This window comes from Streptomyces atroolivaceus, from assembly GCF_000717025.1.
Lineage (GTDB): Bacteria > Actinomycetota > Actinomycetes > Streptomycetales > Streptomycetaceae > Streptomyces > Streptomyces atroolivaceus.
On sequence record NZ_JNXG01000011.1, the window covers coordinates 196,804 to 215,134 of the forward strand.

Annotated in this window: 16 protein-coding genes; all 16 read right to left on the bottom strand. The window is 70.8% G+C overall.

The features are described 5' to 3' along the window. Positions 1-26 precede the first annotated feature (26 nt). The 16 genes from OO67_RS21570 to OO67_RS21645 all read right to left on the bottom strand — a co-directional run bounded on the left by OO67_RS21570 (position 27) and on the right by OO67_RS21645 (position 18,033). Positions 27-644: a helix-turn-helix domain-containing protein gene (locus OO67_RS21570; RefSeq protein WP_033302692.1), complete on the bottom strand. Its 618-nt coding sequence runs from the start codon at positions 642-644 to the stop codon at positions 27-29. A 58-nt stretch (positions 645-702) separates the two neighbouring features. After that, positions 703-2,097, bottom strand: coding sequence for an aspartate aminotransferase family protein (locus OO67_RS21575; protein WP_033302693.1), 1,395 nt, complete (start codon positions 2,095-2,097; stop codon positions 703-705). A 245-nt stretch (positions 2,098-2,342) separates the two neighbouring features. After that, a complete protein-coding gene (hpnH, locus tag OO67_RS21580) occupies positions 2,343-3,362 on the bottom strand; it encodes an adenosyl-hopene transferase HpnH (protein ID WP_033302694.1) in 1,020 nt (339 codons plus the stop codon). Between the two features lie 6 nt (positions 3,363-3,368). After that, entirely contained in the window at positions 3,369-4,028 is a 660-nt protein-coding gene (locus OO67_RS21585; protein WP_033302695.1) for a phosphorylase family protein, read from the bottom strand. Between the two features lie 4 nt (positions 4,029-4,032). Next, positions 4,033-6,045 carry a squalene--hopene cyclase gene (gene shc / locus OO67_RS21590; protein ID WP_033302696.1) on the bottom strand — a complete coding sequence of 671 codons (2,013 nt, stop codon included), beginning with the start codon at positions 6,043-6,045 and terminating at the stop codon, positions 4,033-4,035. A gap of 104 nt (positions 6,046-6,149) precedes the next feature. Then, the gene (locus OO67_RS21595; RefSeq protein WP_051709636.1) at positions 6,150-7,253 is read right to left on the bottom strand and encodes a polyprenyl synthetase family protein; all 1,104 of its coding nucleotides are present in this window, start codon (positions 7,251-7,253) and stop codon (positions 6,150-6,152) included. After that, a complete protein-coding gene (gene hpnE, locus OO67_RS21600) occupies positions 7,250-8,638 on the bottom strand; it encodes a hydroxysqualene dehydroxylase HpnE (protein ID WP_033302698.1) in 1,389 nt (462 codons plus the stop codon). The genes OO67_RS21595 and hpnE overlap by 4 nt, the downstream gene beginning before the upstream one ends. Before the next feature lie 115 nt (positions 8,639-8,753). Beyond that, complete coding sequence (hpnD, locus tag OO67_RS21605; RefSeq protein WP_208861058.1) at positions 8,754-9,674, bottom strand: presqualene diphosphate synthase HpnD; 921 nt, start codon at positions 9,672-9,674, stop codon at positions 8,754-8,756. Positions 9,675-9,703: 29 nt separating this feature from the next. Continuing rightward, on the bottom strand, positions 9,704-10,624 hold the full coding sequence (hpnC, locus tag OO67_RS21610) for a squalene synthase HpnC (protein WP_033302699.1): 921 nt from the start codon (positions 10,622-10,624) through the stop codon (positions 9,704-9,706). 415 nt (positions 10,625-11,039) lie between these two features. Continuing rightward, positions 11,040-11,825, bottom strand: a complete 786-nt coding sequence (locus OO67_RS21615; protein ID WP_033302700.1) for an ABC transporter ATP-binding protein — start codon at positions 11,823-11,825, stop codon at positions 11,040-11,042. Next, on the bottom strand, positions 11,818-12,747 hold the full coding sequence (locus OO67_RS21620) for an ABC transporter permease (RefSeq protein ID WP_033302701.1): 930 nt from the start codon (positions 12,745-12,747) through the stop codon (positions 11,818-11,820). Before OO67_RS21620 ends, OO67_RS21615 begins: the two co-directional genes overlap by 8 nt. 110 nt (positions 12,748-12,857) lie before the next feature. Then, positions 12,858-13,730, bottom strand: coding sequence for a glycosyltransferase family 2 protein (locus OO67_RS21625; RefSeq protein ID WP_208861064.1), 873 nt, complete (start codon positions 13,728-13,730; stop codon positions 12,858-12,860). A gap of 8 nt (positions 13,731-13,738) precedes the next feature. Further along, the gene (locus tag OO67_RS21630) at positions 13,739-14,518 is read right to left on the bottom strand and encodes a CDP-alcohol phosphatidyltransferase family protein (RefSeq protein ID WP_078598149.1); all 780 of its coding nucleotides are present in this window, start codon (positions 14,516-14,518) and stop codon (positions 13,739-13,741) included. Continuing rightward, positions 14,496-15,557 (bottom strand): iron-containing alcohol dehydrogenase family protein, encoded by a 1,062-nt coding sequence (locus OO67_RS21635; protein WP_033302704.1) that lies wholly within the window; start codon positions 15,555-15,557, stop codon positions 14,496-14,498. Before OO67_RS21635 ends, OO67_RS21630 begins: the two co-directional genes overlap by 23 nt. Continuing rightward, positions 15,545-16,282 carry a phosphocholine cytidylyltransferase family protein gene (locus OO67_RS21640; RefSeq protein ID WP_033302705.1) on the bottom strand — a complete coding sequence of 246 codons (738 nt, stop codon included), beginning with the start codon at positions 16,280-16,282 and terminating at the stop codon, positions 15,545-15,547. The genes OO67_RS21635 and OO67_RS21640 overlap by 13 nt, the downstream gene beginning before the upstream one ends. Next, the gene (locus OO67_RS21645; RefSeq protein ID WP_033302706.1) at positions 16,279-18,033 is read right to left on the bottom strand and encodes a DUF5941 domain-containing protein; all 1,755 of its coding nucleotides are present in this window, start codon (positions 18,031-18,033) and stop codon (positions 16,279-16,281) included. Before OO67_RS21645 ends, OO67_RS21640 begins: the two co-directional genes overlap by 4 nt. Positions 18,034-18,331 lie beyond the last annotated feature (298 nt).

Sequence of the window (18,331 nt, forward strand, 5' to 3'; positions counted from 1 at the left end):
GCACGCCGGGGAGGGGCGGGCGGCGGTCAGAGCCGGTGGACCCCGCTGCCCAGGCACAGCTCGGCGGCCGGGCTCTGCAGCAGCGTGTGCACGAAGAGCAGCCGCGCCCCACCCACGTCGAGCGCCGCGATCCGGTGCGGGGTGAGTGAGTCGAAGTGCGCGCTGTCACCCGGATCCAGGTCGTGCACGGTCTCCCCGAGCACGACCCGCAGCCGGCCGTCGAGGACGTACAGCCACTCCTCCCCGGGGTGGACACGTACGAGATCACCCTCGGTGCCGTACGGGACGCGGACCCTGAGCGCCTGCATGGCGCGGCCCGATCCGCCCGCCTGCCGGTAGAGCCAGCCACCCGCTCCACCGCCGGGCGCGCCCTCGAGCGGGCCGCCCCGGACGATCGCGTCACGCTCGGGCGGCATTTCGCCCAGGAGCTCGGAGACAGTCGTACCGTAGACACGGGCGAGGCCGAGAAGCATCGGCAGCGAGGGCTGCCTCCGGCCTGTCTCGAGCCTGGAGAGGTGGGCCGGGGAGAGCCCGGCCCGGCCGGCTGCGCTCTCCAGGGTGAAGCCGCGGCTGCGGCGCAGATCGCGCAGGCGCGGTGCGATCCCAGGGAGCTCGTCGGCCACCCCTCCGTCAGGAGGATTCATACCGCCATTGGGCCATAATCTTTCCCCTGAGGCAAATAATTTGCCTCAGGGGCAAAAGTCAGCGGTCGGCGACGGCCTGTCTCACCAGTGTCCGGCCGAAGTCCCACATCAGCCCGCCCCCACTGTGCGCGTCGTCCATGACGGCGGTGAAGGCGGTCACGAAGCGGTCGACCTCCGGCTCTCCGATGACGAGTGGCGGGATCAGCTTGATCACCTCGAGGTGGTCACCCGAGACCTGGGTGAGGATCCGGTGCTTCTGCAGCAGCGGCACCACCACCATCTGCGCGAAGAGACCTCTGCGCGCCGCCTGGAGCATCGTCCACCGGCTGCGGAGCTTGAGGGAGGACGGCCGGCCGAACTCGATGCCGATCATCAGGCCGCGGCCGCGGACCTCGTGCAGCAGCTCGTAGCGGCCGACGAGCCCGGCAAGCCGTTCACGCAGCAGGTCACCGGTGCGACGGGCGTTCGCCACGGTCTCCTCCTGCTCCATCACGGCGAGGACGGCGAGGCCGGCCGCCATGGCCTGGGCATTGGATCCGAAGCTCGCGGAATGGACGAGGACCCGGTCCATGGACGAGTAGACGCGCTTGAAGATCCAGTCCTTGCCGAGCGTCGCACCCACCGGTACGTACCCGCCGGAGAGCGCCTTGGCGACACAGAGCAGGTCGGGTTCGACTCCCTCCTCGTGCTGATACGCGTAGAAGTCGCCGGTCCTGCCGAGCCCTGTCTGCACCTCGTCGGCGATGAGCACGGCCTTGTGCCGGTGCAGCAGTTCCTGCGCCTCGCGCAGGAAGCCGGGCGGTGAGGCATGGACGCCCTTGCCCTGGACCGGTTCCACGACCAGTCCGGCCACATCACCGCGCTTCAGCTCACGTCGCAGCGCGTCGAGGTCGCCGAGCGCGATGGCCGTGTCGGGCAGCAGGGGCGCGAACCCGTCCCGGAAGCTCTTCTCGCCGTTGACGGAGAGCGAGCCGGTCGTCAGTCCGTGGAAGGCGTGGTCGCAGTAGAGGATCCGTGGCCTGCCGGTCGCGTACCGGGCGAATTTGAGTGCGGTCTCGACCGCCTCCGTGCCGCTGTTGCCGAAGAACACCCGGTCCAGATGCGGGCTGTGGGCCAGCAGCTTCTCGGCCAGCAGCCCGGGCAGCGGCTGGCAGTCGAAGCGGGTGAGGTCGGCGAGCGAGGCGTCCAGGACGTCGTGGAGCGCCTTGCGTACGACGGGATGGTGCCTGCCGAGACCCATCACGCCGAAGCCGGCCAGCATGTCGAGGTAGTCGTTGCCCTCCGCGTCCCAGAAGTGCGCGCCCTCGGCCCGCTCGTAGACCTTGTCGAAACCGAGGGTGTGCAGCATCCGCGGCAGCTGGTGGTTGAGGTGCCGGGTGTGCAGCTCGTAGCGTTCGGAGCCTCGTTCCGTGAGGAGCCGCGCCAGATCGAAGCCCGGCTGTTCGTCCTTCATGCCCCGTTCCCCTTCTTCGGCATGTTCCGCTCTCCCACTGCCGTCACCGCGCCCGGCAGGTGCGGTGAACCAGGCAGCCGCTCGTGGGCGCCGCGTCGCGCCGCCCGGATACACCGTGCGGCCACGCGGTCGTCGCCCGCACCGGCACCGGTGTGCCCGCCCGCCGCCACGACGCGCCGCGTTCCGCGAGGGGCGGCCGGCAGCCCGGGAGTCCCGGTGCGGCCGGCTCGCCCGTCGTCAGGACGTCACCGGCTCCCGCCGACGGTCTCCCGGGCCGCTCGCAGGGACTCCTTCAGCGATCCCATGGTGGCGAGCACGGCGGTGGGCTCGTAGCCGCAGTGCGCCATGCAGTTGGCGCAGCGCGGGTCCTTGCCCCGGCCGTACTTGTCCCAGTCGGTGTCCTCGATGAGCTCCCTGTAGGTGGGGACGTACCCGTCGCTCATGAGGTAGCAGGGCCGCTGCCAGCCGAAGAGCGAGTAGTTCGGGATCGCCCAGGCCGTGCACGGGAAATCGGCCTTGCCCTCCAGGAAGTCCAGGAAGAGCGGGGAGTGGTTGAGCCTCCAGCGGCCGCGGTTGCCGCCCGCGAAGGACTTCTTGAAGAGTTCGCGGGTCTGCTCGACGCCCAGGAAGTGTTCCTGGTCGGGTGCCTTCTCGTAGGCGTAGGCGGGCGAGATCATCATCTCGTCGACCTTCAGTTCGTCGTTGAGGTAGTTGAGGACCTCGATGACGGTCTGGGGGGTGTCGGTGTTGAAGAAGGTGGAGTTGGTCGTGACCCGGAAGCCGCGCCGCTTGGCCTCCTTCATCGCCTCCACCGCCTCGTCGAAGACGCCTTCCTTGGCGACCGACTCGTCGTGCCGCTCGCGCAGACCGTCGATGTGCACGGCGAAGGCGAAGTAGGGCGACGGGGTGAACTTGTCGAGCTTCTTGCGCATCAGCATGGCGTTGGTGCAGAGGAAGACATACTTCTTCTTCGCCACCAGCTGGCGCACGATCTCGTCGATCTGCGGGTGCATGAGCGGCTCTCCACCGGCGATGGAGACCATCGGGGCACCTGATTCCAGGACCGCCCCGACCGCCTGCGCCACCGGCATGCGCTGCTTGAGCACGCCGGCCGGGTGCTGGATCTTCCCGCAGCCCTCGCACGCCAGGTTGCAGGCGAACAAGGGCTCCAGCTCGACGATCAGCGGGAACTTCTCACGCCTGCGGAGCTTCTGTTCGAAGAGATACGTCGCAACCTTGATGGACTGACGGAGCGGCATGGCCATCTGGGCTCACCTCCTGGGGAGCAGCAAAGATCGGTGCCATTCATGGAAAGCCGGAAGGACAGCACGGAGAACACGGAATGCCGATATTCCACCGCGGACCGTGCCGATACGGACGAGCTCATGCTCTGGAGCGTCCACGACCACCCGTACGGCCGCAACCGGGCGTGGCCCCGTCCGTACCGCTGTGCGAAGGGTGGCGGCGGATTCCATGTCCACCGCGATGGCGCCGGTGGCCAGGAGCCCGGCCCGCTCCGGGCCCCGGACGACATGTCCGGAGCCGTTCAGCGGGCCGGTGTGGACCGTGCGTCCGGGCACCGCCCTGACCAGTGCGTCGACCAGCAGGCCGGTGCCCGTGCAGGCCGTGGTGCCACCGGTGTCCCGGGTCTCCTCGGCCACCACGAGGTCCCCGGGGTGCATGCCGGGTTCCAGACCGGCGCAGAATCCGGAGGCGATGACCGCGGTGCCTCCGGCTCCGTCCAGTCCCAGCGCGTGCCGGACGGCGCTCTCCGCGGCCCGGGGACCCATCCCGGACCTGATGATGCTCACGGGGCCGGGGCCCGGCACGCCGCTCCTCCTGCCGGTACGCAGGGCGAAACGCTCGATGCCGAGAGCGCAGGCGATCAGCAGTGGTGTGGTGGGACCGGGCGGCTCCTGTGCACCACCCATCGGTTCAGGCCCCCTTGCCTGTGCCCGCGCCGATGCCGGTGGCGGTGGCGAAGGGGTCGCCGTACACGTACCGGCCGAGTGCGGTGAGTGGGAAGACCTGCCGGTAGAGGTGGTAGTTGATGGAGAAGTCCCACGGGAAGCCGGTCCCGGTGAAGTGCGGCTCGTCCCAGGAGCCGTCGGCCTGCTGGGTCTCCGCCAGCCAGGCGACCCCCCGCTCCACGGACCTGCTCTCCCGCTCTCCCGCGGACAGGAGGGCGAGCAGCGCCCACGCGGTCTGGGAGGCGGTCGAACTGCCGTGGCCGATCCACTTCTCCTCACGGTAGGAACGCAGGTCCTCGCCCCAGCCACCGTCGTCGTTCTGGACGGACTTCAGCCAGTCGACGGCCCTTCGCACCGACGGGTGCGCGGCCGGCAGCCCGGCCGCGACGAGAGCGGGCACCACGGAGCCCGTGCCGTAGATGTAGTTGACGCCCCACCGGCCGAACCACGCCCCGTTCGGCTCCTGTTCCGCGAGCAGCCACTCGATGCCCCGCCGGGTACGGGGATGGTTCGCCCGCCCCTCGACGGCGAGCATCTCCACCACGTGTCCGGTGACGTCGGCCGACGGCGGGTCGATGACCTCACCGAAGTCGCAGAACGGCAGCCGGTTGGGGAACGGGCTGGTGTTGTCCGCGTCGAAGGCCCCCCAGGCGCCGTTGCGTGACTGCATGCCGAGGTTCCAGCGCACTCCGCGTTCGATGGCCGCCTCGACCCTCGCGGGGTCGGGGTGGCGCACTCGGCGCAGTGCCAGGACGACTTCTGCCGTGTCGTCGATGTCGGGGTAGTTGTCGTTGTGGAACTCGAAGGCCCAGCCGCCCGGGGCCAGTCCGGGCTTGCGGACGGACCAGTCGCCGGGCCGCACGATCTCCTCGCCGAGCATCCAGTCGGCCGCTCTGACCAGCGCCGGATGGTCGGGGCTCACCCCCGCGTCGGCCAGGGCGATGGTGGCGAGGCAGGTGTCCCAGACCGGGGACTGGCAGGCCTCGACCATGCGGGCCCCGTCCTCACGCCACACGGTGAACCGGTCGAGCGAGTCCAGTCCCGCCCGCATGACAGGGTGGTCCAGGTCGTAGCCGAGCAGGTGCAGGGCGATGACGGAGTACACCGCGGGCGGCTGGATGCCGCCCCAGCAGCCGTCGTTCTCCTGACGTTCGATGATCCAGCGGGCGGCGGCGTTCATGGCGATGCGCCGCAGCCGGCGCGGGGCGATCCTGTGGTAGACGTGCAGCGCCTTGTCGAGCCGCTGGAAGACGCCGTCCCAACTGGCCGCAAAAGCAGCGGGCTTGGACGGACGGGGGCACGCCGGGTCGGTGTGCAGTTCGTCCAGGGGGAAAGGGGCGGGGCGGACGGGCCGCATCGCGGACACGATGGTGAGCGGCACGATGGTCTGGCGGGCCCAGCAGCCGAAGTCGTAGATGTTGAGCGGGACCCACTTCGGGAAGAACATCAGCTCGGGCGGGAGCTCAGGAAGATCGTCCCACTTCCACCAGCCGAAGAGCGCGAGCCAGATCCGGGTGAAGACCCGGGACTCCGCGATGCCACCCTGGTCCCTGACCCAGCCGGCGGCGCGTCTCATGTGGGGGTCGTCCGGCCGGTCTCCGGCCAGCCGCAGGGCCACGTACGCCTCGATGGTGGCGGAGAGGTCGGCCGGCCCCTCGTAGAAGGTGTTCCAGGTGCCGTCGCCGAGCTGCTCGCCCCGGATGAAGCGGGCCGCCGCCTTGACGGTGTCCGGGTCCTGGATCCCGAGGAACTGGCGGAGCAGCAGGTCCTCCGCGTCCATGGTGACGTTGGTGGCGAGGTCTCCCTTCCACCAGCCCTGCTCGTCCTGCCTGCCGAGGAGGTGCTCCACCGAGCGTTCCGCGGCCAGCCGCGCGACGGCGAACAAGTCGTCCGCGGCGATGGTTGATTCGGTCGGATCGCTTGCCGTGGCTGCGCGGAGGTTCGCTGCCCCGGTGCTTCCGTCGGTCGTCGCTGTCATGGCTTCCCCTTCGTGCAGTTTGGTCCTCTGCTGTGCTGGGGTCTCCGTCGGCGGGCGCCCCGTGGGGCGCCCGCCGGCGACTGCGAGTCATATCTGGATGGTGATCATCTCTTTCGTACGACCACGAAGTCGGCGAGCTCGGTGAGCTGCGCCCGCACTCGTTCCGGCATGTCGACGCCGTGCAGCGCCTCGATGGCTACCGCGTGCTGACGGCGGGCCTCCTGGGCGGTCCACTCGCGGCCGCCCGCCTCCTCGATGAGTGCCGCACGAGCGGCGAACTCCTCTTCGGAGAAGCTGTCGAAGTCGCTGCTCTTGGCGTCGGCGGCGAGCAGTTCGCCCAGGCGCTCGGAGGCGGGTCCGCCCGCGGCGAGCGCCGCGACGACGGGCAGGGACTTCTTGCGCTGGCGCAGATCGCTCCAGGTCTGCTTGCCCGTGGACTCCGGGTCGCCCCAGATCCCGAGCAGGTCGTCGACCGCCTGGAAGGCGAGGCCGAGGTGGTAGCCGTACGCCTCGAGGACGTCGGCGGTACGGTCGTCGGCTCCGCCGAGCACGGCGCCGATGGAGACGGCGCAGGCGAGCAGGGCGCCCGTCTTGTTGCCCTCCATCTCCAGGCACTCCTCGACGGTGACCCGCTCGCGGTGCTCGTAGGAGATGTCCTGGGCCTGTCCGTCGATCAGCTTGCGGCTGGCCGTCGTCAGCCGGCGGGCGGCACGCCCGGCCTCGACGGTGCCGAGCTCCAGCAGGATCTCGTTGGCCAGGGCGAAGAGCGCGTCGCCGACGAGGATCGCCTGGGCGGGGCCGTGCACCTTCCAGACCGTGTCGCGGTGGCGGCGCTGCTCGTCGCCGTCCATCAGGTCGTCGTGCAGCAGCGAGAAGTTGTGCACGAGTTCGACCGCCACGGCTCCGGGGATCCCGGCCTCCGCCGGGGCGCCCGCCGCCTCCGCGGACAGAAGGGCCAGCGCGGGACGCACGGCCTTGCCTCCGTCGCCGTCGGCCGGTTGTCCCTGGGCATCGATCCAGCCGAAGTGGTAAGCCGCGACGGTGTCCATGGGCGGCGCCAGCCGGTCCACGGCAGCTCGCAGCACCGGCGCTGACAGGGCCCTTCCGCGCTCCAGAAGCGCGGTGACGTCCGTGGTGTCCGCCACGGTGTCGTAAGCCGGATTCGCCGGGGTCACAGACTCTCCTCTTGTTCCGGTGGTACTGCTCATGCCGCCTCCTGCAGCGGATGTTCGTGTGGCCGGCCGAGGGCCTGGAGCGCGGCGTCCGCGGCGGTGCGGCCACTGCGGACGGCACCCTCCATCGTGGCGGGCCAGCCGGTGGCGGTCCAGGCTCCCGCCAGGTGCAGCCCGGCGGCGCGGGTGTGGGTGCCCGGCCTCAGACGTCCCACCCCCGGTGTGGGTGCGAAGGTCGCGGTGCGTTCCCGGGTGACGAAGAAGTCGCGGATCCCGGCTCCTTCCGCCGCCGGGAGAAGCCGCTCCAGCTCGGGCAGGTAACGGGTGCGCAGTTCCGCGACGGGCAGGTCGATCTCGTCCTGCGCCGCGGACTGGGACACCGCGAGGTACTGGCCGCCGCCCTGGAGACCGGAGGACGCGGTGCGGTCGAAGACCCATTGCACGGGTGACCCGAGCGCGGCGAAGAACGGCCTGCGCAACACCTTGCGGTCGTAGACGACGTGCACGTTCAGGATCGGTGCGTCGGTGAGGTCGAGCAGCCGCCCGGGGTCGTCGAGGGCTCCCTCGGGCAGCAGACGGTGGGTCTCCCCCTGCGGCACGGCCAGGACGACGGTGTCCGCGTCGAAGCTTTCGCCGTCGGTCCCGACGGCCCACCGCCCGTCCTCGGCGCGGGTGAGGGACCCCACCCGGGTGCGCAGGTGGATCGCCACGCCCGCCGATTCGAGCGCCTTGCGGGCGAGGGTGTCGTGGAGGTCCCCGAGCGGCACGGCGGCCCAGCCGATGTCGGCGGCCCCGGGTTCGGAGAGGAGACCCGTCTTGAAGACCTTGGCGGCGAGCGCCATGGAGGCGTTCTCAGCGGTGGCGTTGAGCGTGGCGACGCCCACGAGGTCCCAGAGCGCCTCGATGGTGCGGTGCGACTGCCCCTGGCGGCGGAGCCAGGTGGCGAAGTCGATGCCGTCGAGCGCGGGGTCGGCGGGGTCGAGACGGCCCAGCGCCAGTGCGGCACGGGCGACGCCCGCCTTCTCGGCGAGTGACAGGTGCGGGTAGGCGGCGAGCCCACCCGCGAGGTGCAGCGGCACGGGCAGCCCGGTGCGGCGCAGCCGTCCGAGCCTCGGCCCGGCGGACCGGCCCACGTCGAGTACGGGCACGTCGAGACGGTCCTGCAGCGGGGCGAGGTGGGTCCCTTCGATCCGGTCGAGGAACCAGCGGTAGGCCGTACAGCAGCGCAGGTAGACGTGCTGGCCGTTGTCGACCGACAGGTCGCCGCGCCGGAAGGAGAAGGCGAGCCCGCCGAGCCGGGGGCGGCCTTCGAGCAGGGTCACGCCGAGCCCCGCGTCGGCGAGACGCAGCGCGGCGGTGACGCCTGCGAGCCCGCCGCCGACGACCACCGCGTGGGAGGACCGAGGGCTCCGGCCGGTCATGCCTGCTCCCTTCGCCGTGCCGCCGCGGTCAGCGGTGTACGCCGCGCCGTCGCAGACAGGGACGCACGGAGGTCCCGGGAGGTTGCCCGCCCCGCACGTCGGTTCGCTCCCTTCATCAGACCCTCCCCCTGGCCGTCCGGCGTGAGATGTAGCGCGCGTCGAGGCCCGAAAGGCCGCGCACCGCAACGTACGCCTTCTCGTGGCCGGGCAGCGAGACCCTGCCGCGCAGGACGGCCTCGGGATCGCGTTCGATCCGGTCGAGGAGCCGGCGGTAGATGCCGGCCATGGCGGCCACGCAGGCCCCGCTGCGGCGGTCCAGCATGGGCAGGAGCCGGTAGCCCTCGGCGAAGAGTGCCCGTGCGCGCCGGACCTCGAAGTGCACCAGGCCGGCGAAGTCGGACCCGGGGGGCGGGGTGGCCCGGTGGAATCCGGCGGAGCAGCCGAATTTGGCGAGGTCGTCGGCGGGCAGGTACGTACGCCCGTTGCCGGCGTCCTCACGGACGTCACGCAGGATGTTGGTGAGCTGGAGCGCGAGGCCGAGGGTGTCGGCGTACTCCGCGGCCCGTTCGGCTCCGGGTGCCCCCGCCTCCGTGCCGAAGACGCCCAGGCTGAGGCGCCCGATGGCACCCGCGACACACCGGCAGTACGTCTTCAGGTCGCCCCAGGTCTCGTAGGTCGCGCCGCGCACGTCCATCAGCACGCCGTCGATGAGCTCGTCGAGGCCACCGAGCGGCAGCGGGAACCGGCGCGCGGCGTCGGCCAGGGCGACCGCGACCGGGTCGGTGTCGTCCTCGTCGACCGCCTTGTCCCGGATCCGGCCGAGCAGGAGACGGGTGTCCTCCAGCCGGGCGCGCTTGGTCCCCGGATCCAGTTCGCCGTCGCCGATGTCGTCGACCCGACGGGAGAAGGCGTACAGCGCCGACATGGCCTGCCGCTTCTCGTACGGCAGCAGTCGGATGCCGTACGCGAAATTGCGGGCCTGCTGCCCGGTGACGGCCTCGCAGTAGCTGTATGCGGCCTGTACCGGTGCCGACATGTACGTCGTCTGTCCCTCCACGGTCCGGCTCACCCCTCTCTGTGCGCTCTTCGCAGGACGTCTCCCACTTCGCGCAGCAGTCTGGGCGCGGTGGGCTTGGGCGGTCCGGGCAGTACGTCGAAGCCGGCGGCCGAGATCGCGCCGAGTGCCGCCCGCCCGCCGCCGACGAATCCGGCGAGCAGCAGCTTGAGCCGGCCGTGGACGCTGCCCACCAGGGGGACGCCCTCGTCCAGCAGGCCACGGGCGCGCTCCGCCTCGTACGCGACCAGGGCGCGTACCGCCGCGCCCGCGGACGGTGCGGCCAGGTCCGGTTCGCCGACGTGGAAGCGGGCCATGTCCTCGGCGGGCAGGTAGATCCGGTCGCGACCGAGGTCCTCGGCGACGTCCTGGAGGTGCTCGGCGATCTGCAGGGCGGTGCAGACGGCGTCGGAGCGGCGGATGCGCTCGGGGCTCGCGGTACCGGTGATCTGCAGGACGAGCCGGCCGACGGGGTTGGCGGAGAGCTCGCAGTAGGCGAGCAGGTCCCCGTAGGTCCCGTAGCGGCGGATCTTCTGGTCCTGCCGGTTGGCCTCGACCAGTCCCAGGAACGGTTCGGGGGTGAGCGCGCAGCGCCGCACGGTGGGGCGCAGGGCGCGCATCAGGGGGTGGCGCGGACCGTCGCCGGTGGACGAGAAGACTCGGTGCAGATCGGCTTCGAGGGCGTCCAGCGCGGCGAGCCGGTCCTCGCTCCGTCCGGGTTCGAGGCCGAGGTGACGGGCGTCGGCGCCGCCGGGCGCCAGGTCGCCGTCACCGATGTCGTCGACGAGGCGGGCGAATCCGTAGACGGCCATCAGGTCGTCGCGCCAGGCGCGGGGCAGGAAGAAGGGGGCCACGGGGAAGTTCTCGTCCGCGGCCTTGTCGAGCGTGGCGGTCGCGGTGGCGTCGACGCGCGCCTGATGGGTACGGGTCACTGCGTACCGCCCGACGCGGGGACGGCGAAACCACGTCGAGGCTGGAGATCTTCCATCATTGCCGTCATATCTCCCGTTCTACACTGCCGACCCAAAACATCCCTTTTCGGACACGCCGCTCGTCCGGCCGAGTGCGACACGCACACAACGGGCGATGCGCCGGGGGCGTATCACCCCACATGCCGCGAATCAGCACCGTCACAGCTTACGTTGTACAGCTCAGAGGGCCGCGCCGGGGTGCGGCGCCCCCCTCGGCCGACGTGCCGGCCGCCGTCAACCCTCCCCGGATCGGGGCCGATTGACGTCATCCGCCGGGAGGAGATCCTCCCGGGGCGCGACGGGGTCCTCCCGCCGCGCACACGCACACCGCGAGGCCCCCGCCTCCGTACTCCGGCGGGGGCCACGCACGCGACGGTTACTTGCCCGTCTCCCGCTCGTAGGCCTTCAGCACCTCTTCGGTGGGGCCGTCCATCAGGAGCTCGCCCTTCTCCAGCCACAGCACCCGGTCGCAGGTGTCCCTGATGGTCTTGTTGTTGTGGCTGACCAGGAAGACGGTGCCCGCCTCCTTGCGCAGTTCGCGGATCCGCTCCTCGGAGCGGACCCGGAACTTGCGGTCACCGGTGGCCAGCGCCTCGTCGATCATGAGGACGTCGTGGTTCTTGGCGGCCGCGATCGAGAAGCGGAGCCGGGCCGCCATGCCGGACGAGTACGTCCGCATCGGCAGCGTGATGAAGTCGCCCTTCTCGTTGATCCCGGAGAAGTCCACGATGTCCTGGTACCGCGCCCGGATCTCCTCGCGGCTCATGCCCATCGCGAGGCCGCCGAGCACGACGTTCCGCTCGCCGGTCAGGTCGCTCATGAGGGCCGCGTTGACACCCAGCAAGGACGGCTGACCGTCGGTGTAGACCTTGCCGTGCTCGGTCGGCAGCAGGCCCGCGATGGCCCGCAGCAGGGTGGACTTGCCGGAACCGTTGGTCCCGATGAGGCCGATGGCCTGCCCTCGGTAGGCGGTGAAGGAGACGCCCCGCACCGCGTGCACCTTGCGCACGCCGCGCGGTTCGCCCTTGCCGCGGCGCATGATCCGGCTCAGTGCCGCGGTGGCGCTGCCCTTGCCGCCGCCCGTGCCGCTGACCCGGTACACGATGTGCACGTCGTCCGCGATCACGGTGGGGATGTGTCCCTGGGACGATTCCTCAGCCACGGCCGTACCGTTCCTCTGCCTTCCAGAAGTACACGAAGCCCACGACGCCCACCACGAGCGCCCAGACGAGCCCGACGGCCCAGACGTGGTCCGGCAGGTTCTCGGAGCCGTACCCGTCGATCAGTGCGAAGCGGACCAGGTCCATGTAGATGGCCGCCGGGTTGTACTGCAGCACATCGGCGATCCACTGGGGCTTCCCCTCCAGCATCACGGGGATGGAGAACATGACGCCGGAGCCGTACATCCAGGTGCGCATGATGAACGGCATCAGCTGGGCGAGGTCGGGGGTCTTGCTGCCCAGCCGGGCCATGACCAGGGCCAGCCCGGTGTTGAACACGAACTGCAGGGCCAGTGCCGGGATGATCAGCAGCCAGGACAGCCTGGGATAGCTGCCGAAGCCCATCGCCACCGCGAACAGCACGACCATGGAGTACAGAAGCTGCTGGAGCTGCTGGAGCGAGAACGAGACGGGCAGCGAGGCCCGGGGGAAGTGCAGCGCCCTGACCAGGCCGATGTTCCCGGAGATCGAGCGCACCCCCGCCATGACGGAGCTCTGGGTGAAGGTGAAGACGAAGACCCCGGTCACCAGGAACGGAACGAAGACCTCCTGGCTCATCCCCCTGCTGGTGCCGAGGATCAGGCCGAAGATCAGGAAGTAGACCAGGGCGTTCAGCAGCGGTGTGGCCACCTGCCACAGCTGGCCGAGTTTCGCCTGGCTGTACTGCGCGGTCAGCTTCGCCCTCGAGAACGCCAGGATGAAATGCCGCCGGCCCCAGAGCTGCCGGATGTACGCGAACAGCCCGGGCCGGGCGCCGCTCACCGTCAAGCCGTACTTGTCGGCCAGCTGGGACGCGCTCAGTCCCTCGTCGGCGGACGGCGGGCTGCTCAGCGCAATCCCGCCGTCATGGGTCGTGTCACTCACAGTTAAGAACTCTCGTCTTCACGATGCGCAGCCGGTCGCGGGCGCGGCCAAGGCGGACAGGTACCCCGTACGGAATGGATACGGCTCATGGTCTCAGAGACAGAAGCCTCTCAGATCACCGGTGGCCGGCCCAGTCTGGTCAGCCGCCATACCGTACGCCACCTCATGGGGCGCCGGGGTCCGCAGGGCGTGGTCCAGCCCTCCCGGAAGCCTCCGAACCACGCTTTGAGGGCGGGCGGGGAGGGCCTGCGGACCAGAGTGAGGAGCAGCCACACCCCTACGTAGAGGGGCACCAGCGGTGCGGGCAGGTTCCGGCGGGCGAGCCAGACGCGGTTGCGGGCCACCATGCGGTGGTAGACCGCGTGCCGTGAGGGGGCGGTGGTGGGGTGGTTCAGCACCATGTCGGCGCGGTAGTCGATCATCCAGCCGGCGTCCAGGGCCCGCCAGGCGAGGTCGGTCTCCTCGTGCGCGTAGAAGAACTCGCCGGGGAGCGGGCCGGCCTCGGCGATCACCTGGCTGCGCACGGCGTTCGCACCACCGAGGAACGTGGTGACGCGTGACGAGCGCATCGGGTCGGAGGCCCGCAGCCGCGGCACGTGCCGTCGCTGGGTGACACCGGTGTCCGGGTCCGCGATGCGGAAGGTGATGATGCCGAGCTTCGGGTCCGCCTCGAACGCCTGCCGGCACAGCTCGGCGGTGTCGGTGCGGGGCAGGTGCCCGTCGTCGTCGAGGAAGAGCAGGGCGTCCACATCGGCTCCGGAGGGGCCGAACGCCTCGATGCCGACGTTGCGGCCACCCGGAATACCCAGATTCTCGGGCAGCTCCACGGTCCGTACGCCCGGGGGGACGTCGGGGACCGGGGCGCCGTTGCCGACGACGACCACCTCGATCCGGTCGCCGTCCTGCCCGGCGACCGAATCGAGCAGGGCGCGCAGTTCGTCGGGGCGGTTGCCCATGGTGATGATGACCGCGCCGAGTTTCATGGGTGAGCTCACTTCAGCCTGCTGGACGCCAGGATCGACACCAGGTGCAGGACGGTCTGGAGGAGGGCGATACCTGCCAGGACCGCGACGGCGAGACGGCTGAAGAAGAGGTCGTCCCTGACCGTGTCGAGGACGGCGACCACCAGGATGACCAGCGACGCCTCGATGCCCAGGATCAGCCGGTGGAACTTGAGCGCGCCCGCGGCACGCCGGGCGAACGCCATGCCGGAGGAGCGCGGCTCGGAAGCGGCCTCCTTGACGGGCGGCAGCCCGCCCTGGTGGCGGGCGACGCCGACGAGGTCGGTCTCGGCCTTGATCAGGATGGCGCCGAGCGCGGCGAGGGTGCCCAGGAAGGCCCACAGCCAGTCGATGCGTCCCGGGCCCCACAGGTCGGCGGCACGCAGGCCGAAGCCGACCAGCACCGCCGCGTCGCACAGATAGGCGGCCACCCGGTCCAGGTAGACCCCGCCCAGCGAGTACTGCTTCTTCCAGCGGGCCACTTCGCCGTCGACGCAGTCGAACAGCAGGTAGAGCTGGACCGCGAGCACACCGAGCAGGGCCCCGGGGATACCCGGGATCAGCAGGGCGGGCGCCGCGAGCACACCGGCGACGGTCATCACGTAGGTCAGCTGGTTCGGCGTGACCTTGGTGTTCACCAGGTGCCGGTCGATGCGCAGCGAGATCTCGCGCATGTAGAGCCGACCCGCCCAGTGCTCGCCACTGCGCCGGTCCTTCACACCCGGAGGGTGCACGACCGGGCGGAGTTCAGCTATGGATGGCTTTTGCATAGTCGGCGTACGCGTCCCTGATCTGGTCGGTGGACAGGTTGAGGTGTTCCAGGATCGTGAAGCGCCCCGGGCGCGTCTGCGGGGCGTACTCCACGGCCCGCACGAACTCGTCGGTGGTGAAGCCGATCTCGGCGGGCAGCACCGGCAGTTCGTGGCGCCGCAGTACGGACGCCATGAGGACGGACTCCTCGTGTTCGCCCCGCAGGTGCATGGCGAAGCAGGCGCCGAGGCCGACCTGCTCTCCGTGACTGGCCGCGCGCCTCGGGTACAGCAGGTCGAAGGCGTGGTTGATCTCGTGGCAGGCGCCCGAGGCGGGCCGGGAGTCCCCGGCGATCGACATCGAGATGCCGGTCAGGACGAGGCCTTCGGCAAGCACCTTGAGGAAGGCGTCGTCGCCGACCCCGCCGGGGTGGCGCAGGACCGCTTCGCCGGCCTGCCGGGCCATGGCCGCCGCGAGACCGTCGATGTCCTCGCCGCGCACCGCGTGGGCGAGCTCCCAGTCGGCCACGCACGAGATGTTGGATACCGCGTCGCCGACACCCGAGCGCACATAGCGTGCGGGTGCCTCACGGATCACATCGAGGTCGATGACCACGGCGATCGGGGTGGGGACCCCGTAGGAGCCGCGCCCGTTGTCGTTGTCCAGGGTCGCGACCGGCGAGCAGAGCCCGTCGTGGGACAGGTTCGTGGCGACGGCGACCATGGGCATGCCCACCCGTGCCGCTGCGTACTTCGCCACGTCGATGATCTTGCCGCCGCCGAGACCGACCACTGCGTCGTAGCGGTTGCCCTTGATGCCGTCGGCCAGCCTCACCGCGGAGTCGATCGTGCCGTCGGCGACCGGGTACCAGTCGGCCCCCGGCAACGCCGGAGCGAGCCTCTCGCGCAGGGCACGCCCGGAACCCCCGCTGATCGCGACGGCGAGCTTGCCCGAGGCGGAGATCCGCTGGTCGGCAAGGAGACCGGCCAGATCGTCCATCGCGCCGCGCCGGATGTCGACGACGACCGGGGACGGGATGAGGCGGGTCAGTACCGGCACGCGATCTCCCTGCCCCTGGCGAGGTCGTCGTGGTTGTCGATCTCGACCCAGATCACCTCGCCGATGGGCGCGACGTCGACCGTGAAGCCGCGGTTCACCAGCTCCTGGTAGCCGTCCTCGTAGTACAGGTCGGGGTCGCGCTCGAAGGTGGCCTTCAGGGCGTCCGCGAGCTCCTCGGCGGCCTCGGGCTCGATCAGCGTGACACCGATGTACTCGCCGGTCGCGCCGGCCGGGTCCATCAGCTTGGTGATCCGCCGGACGCCCTTGCCGTCCTCGGTGATGACCTTCATCTCCTCGTCGGCGAGTGTCTTCACCGTGTCGAGGGCGAGGATGATCTTCTGGCCCTTGCCACGCGCGTCCAGGAGGGTCTTCTCGACGGAGACCGGGTGCACGGTGTCACCGTTGGCGAGGATGACACCCTTCTTCAGGACCTCACGCGCGCACCAGAGGGAGTAGGCGTTGTTCCACTCCTCGGCCTTGTCGTTGTCGATGAGGGTCAGCGTCACGCCGTACTTCGCCTCGAACTCGGCCTTGCGGGCGTAGACCGCTTCCTTGCGGTAACCGACGACGACCGCGACCTCGGTGAGTCCGACCGCCGCGAAGTTGGCCAGCGTCAGGTCCAGGACCGTCTTCTCGCCGTCCACCGGCACCAGTGCCTTGGGCAGCGTGTCCGTGTACGGACGCAGGCGGCGTCCGGCACCGGCAGCCAGTACGAGGCCGATCATGCGAGTTCTCCTTCGTCGTGTACGGCGGGGGCGGAGGAGGACACCCAGAAGCGGATGGACTCCACGAGCACCACCAGAGCCACGGCCGCCGCGAGCGCGGTGAGAGCCGTGGTGAAACCTGAACCGTGGGTCAGCAGGGCGGCGAGGACGGCCACGGCCAGCGTGCGGCCCTCGTGGCCACCGACGGCACGCACCAGCCACTGCGGCGGTGCTCCGGTGCCGCCCCGGATGCGGTACACCGTGTCGTAGTGATGGTAGGCGACGGCCGAAACCAGACCGAATGCCGCGGGAACGGCGTGCGGCACGTCGCTGCGGGCGGCCAGCACCAGGATCGTGCAGTACTCGGCGGCCCGGAAGACCGGGGGGACGAGCCAGTCGAGCGCGCCCTTGAGCGGCCGCGAGACGGCCAGCCCGGAGACGACCACGTACACGGCCGCGGCGCCCACGGTCAGCGGGCCGCCGTAGGGGGCGAAGAGGGCCGCTGCGACCATCACCAGCGCTCCGGCGAGTGCCAGGAACGGAGCTGTGAAGCCGCCGCCCGGACGCCGGAGCACGGCCGCGACGGCCTGGGCGAGCGGACCCGAGTCGGCGAGGTCGGCCAGTGCCCGGCCCGCGCGGTCGGTGCGCTGCGCCTTGCGGGTCAGCGAGCGCAGCAGCCGGCCGGCCGTGGTGTAGCAGGCCGCCAGGGCGCAGCCGACGAGCAGGGCGTAGAAGACGATCCGGGGCGTGGTCACTGCGGTGAGCACGGCGATCATGGCCCAGCGTTCCCCGATGGGCAGGACTATCATCCGGCGCAGCCACACCGTCCAGCCGACGCTGTCGAGCTTGTCGGAGAGGGCGGCGGTGGGGCTCGTGTTGGACACCGCGTCGTGATTGGCCTCGTTGAACGAGAAGTCGACCACATGACGACAGGCCTGGAGCACCATGGCGCCGAGCGCGAGCACCCATACGTCGTCGCCGCCGCGGGCGGCGCCGAGGGCGAGACCCGCGTAGTACGCGTACTCCTTGGCCCGGTCGAAGGTGGCGTCCAGCCAGGCGCCCATCGTCGAGTACTGGAGCGAGTACCGGGCGAGCTGCCCGTCGGTGCAGTCCAGGACGAAGGAGAGGAGCAGGAGCACCCCGGCCGCGACGTAGCCGCCGCGGGTGCCGGTCGCCGCGCTGCCCGCCGCGATGAGCGCGGTGATCAGCGAGGCGGTGGTGACCTGGTTCGGGGTGAGGCCCCGGCGGGCGCACCAGCGGGCGATGTGGCGGGAGTACGGGCTGATGAAGAACGTGGTGAAGAAGCCGTCGTGGGCCTTCACCGCGCTGCGCAGCCGTACGGCCTCGTCGTCGACGGCGGCGACGGCGGCCTGCGCGGCGGCGCGCTCCTCGGGTCCGGTGGGCACCTCGGCCGTGAGCGAACCGAGCTCGGGGCGTTGCACGGCGGTGCCTTCGGCGTCCAGGGCCACGGCCAGCCGGCCGGGCACCGTGCGGTCCTCGGTGACGGGCGCGGCATCGGACGGCGCGACGGGGCTCCCGGCGCCGACGGCGGCCACGGCCCGCTGAAGGGCACGGAGCAGCGCGGGGCGGGCCCCGGGCTGCGCGGTGAGCGCTCCGGGGATCGACGCGGCGGTGAAGCGGGGGTCGGTGAGTCCGAGCCTGAGGGCGTGGAGGTGGCCGACGAAGCGGGGGTCCACGAGCGCCACGCGCCTGCTCGCGGGGACTGCGGCCAGCAGCTCGGCGGCCTCGGTGGCGTCGGCTGCGGCAGTCACGTCAAAGCCGAGTGCCCGCAGATCGTCCTCGAGCGACGATCCGGGTACCGGCGCACCGGTGAGGATGGCGGTCGACAGACGAACTCACTCCTTGGTGCTGAACGGGAACGGCGCGCGGCATGGCGGCCCGAAGACGGGCCGGCGGCACGTCGGCTGAGGCTATCGGATGAACGGAAGACCGAGTTCATCGCCCGTTTGTGCTCCGTTCGGGCGAATCGGCCACCATGCGGGGCCGCTCGCGATCACTATCGTCGATCAACGCCTCGACCCACAAACCGCGTCCGGAACAGCGCATAAG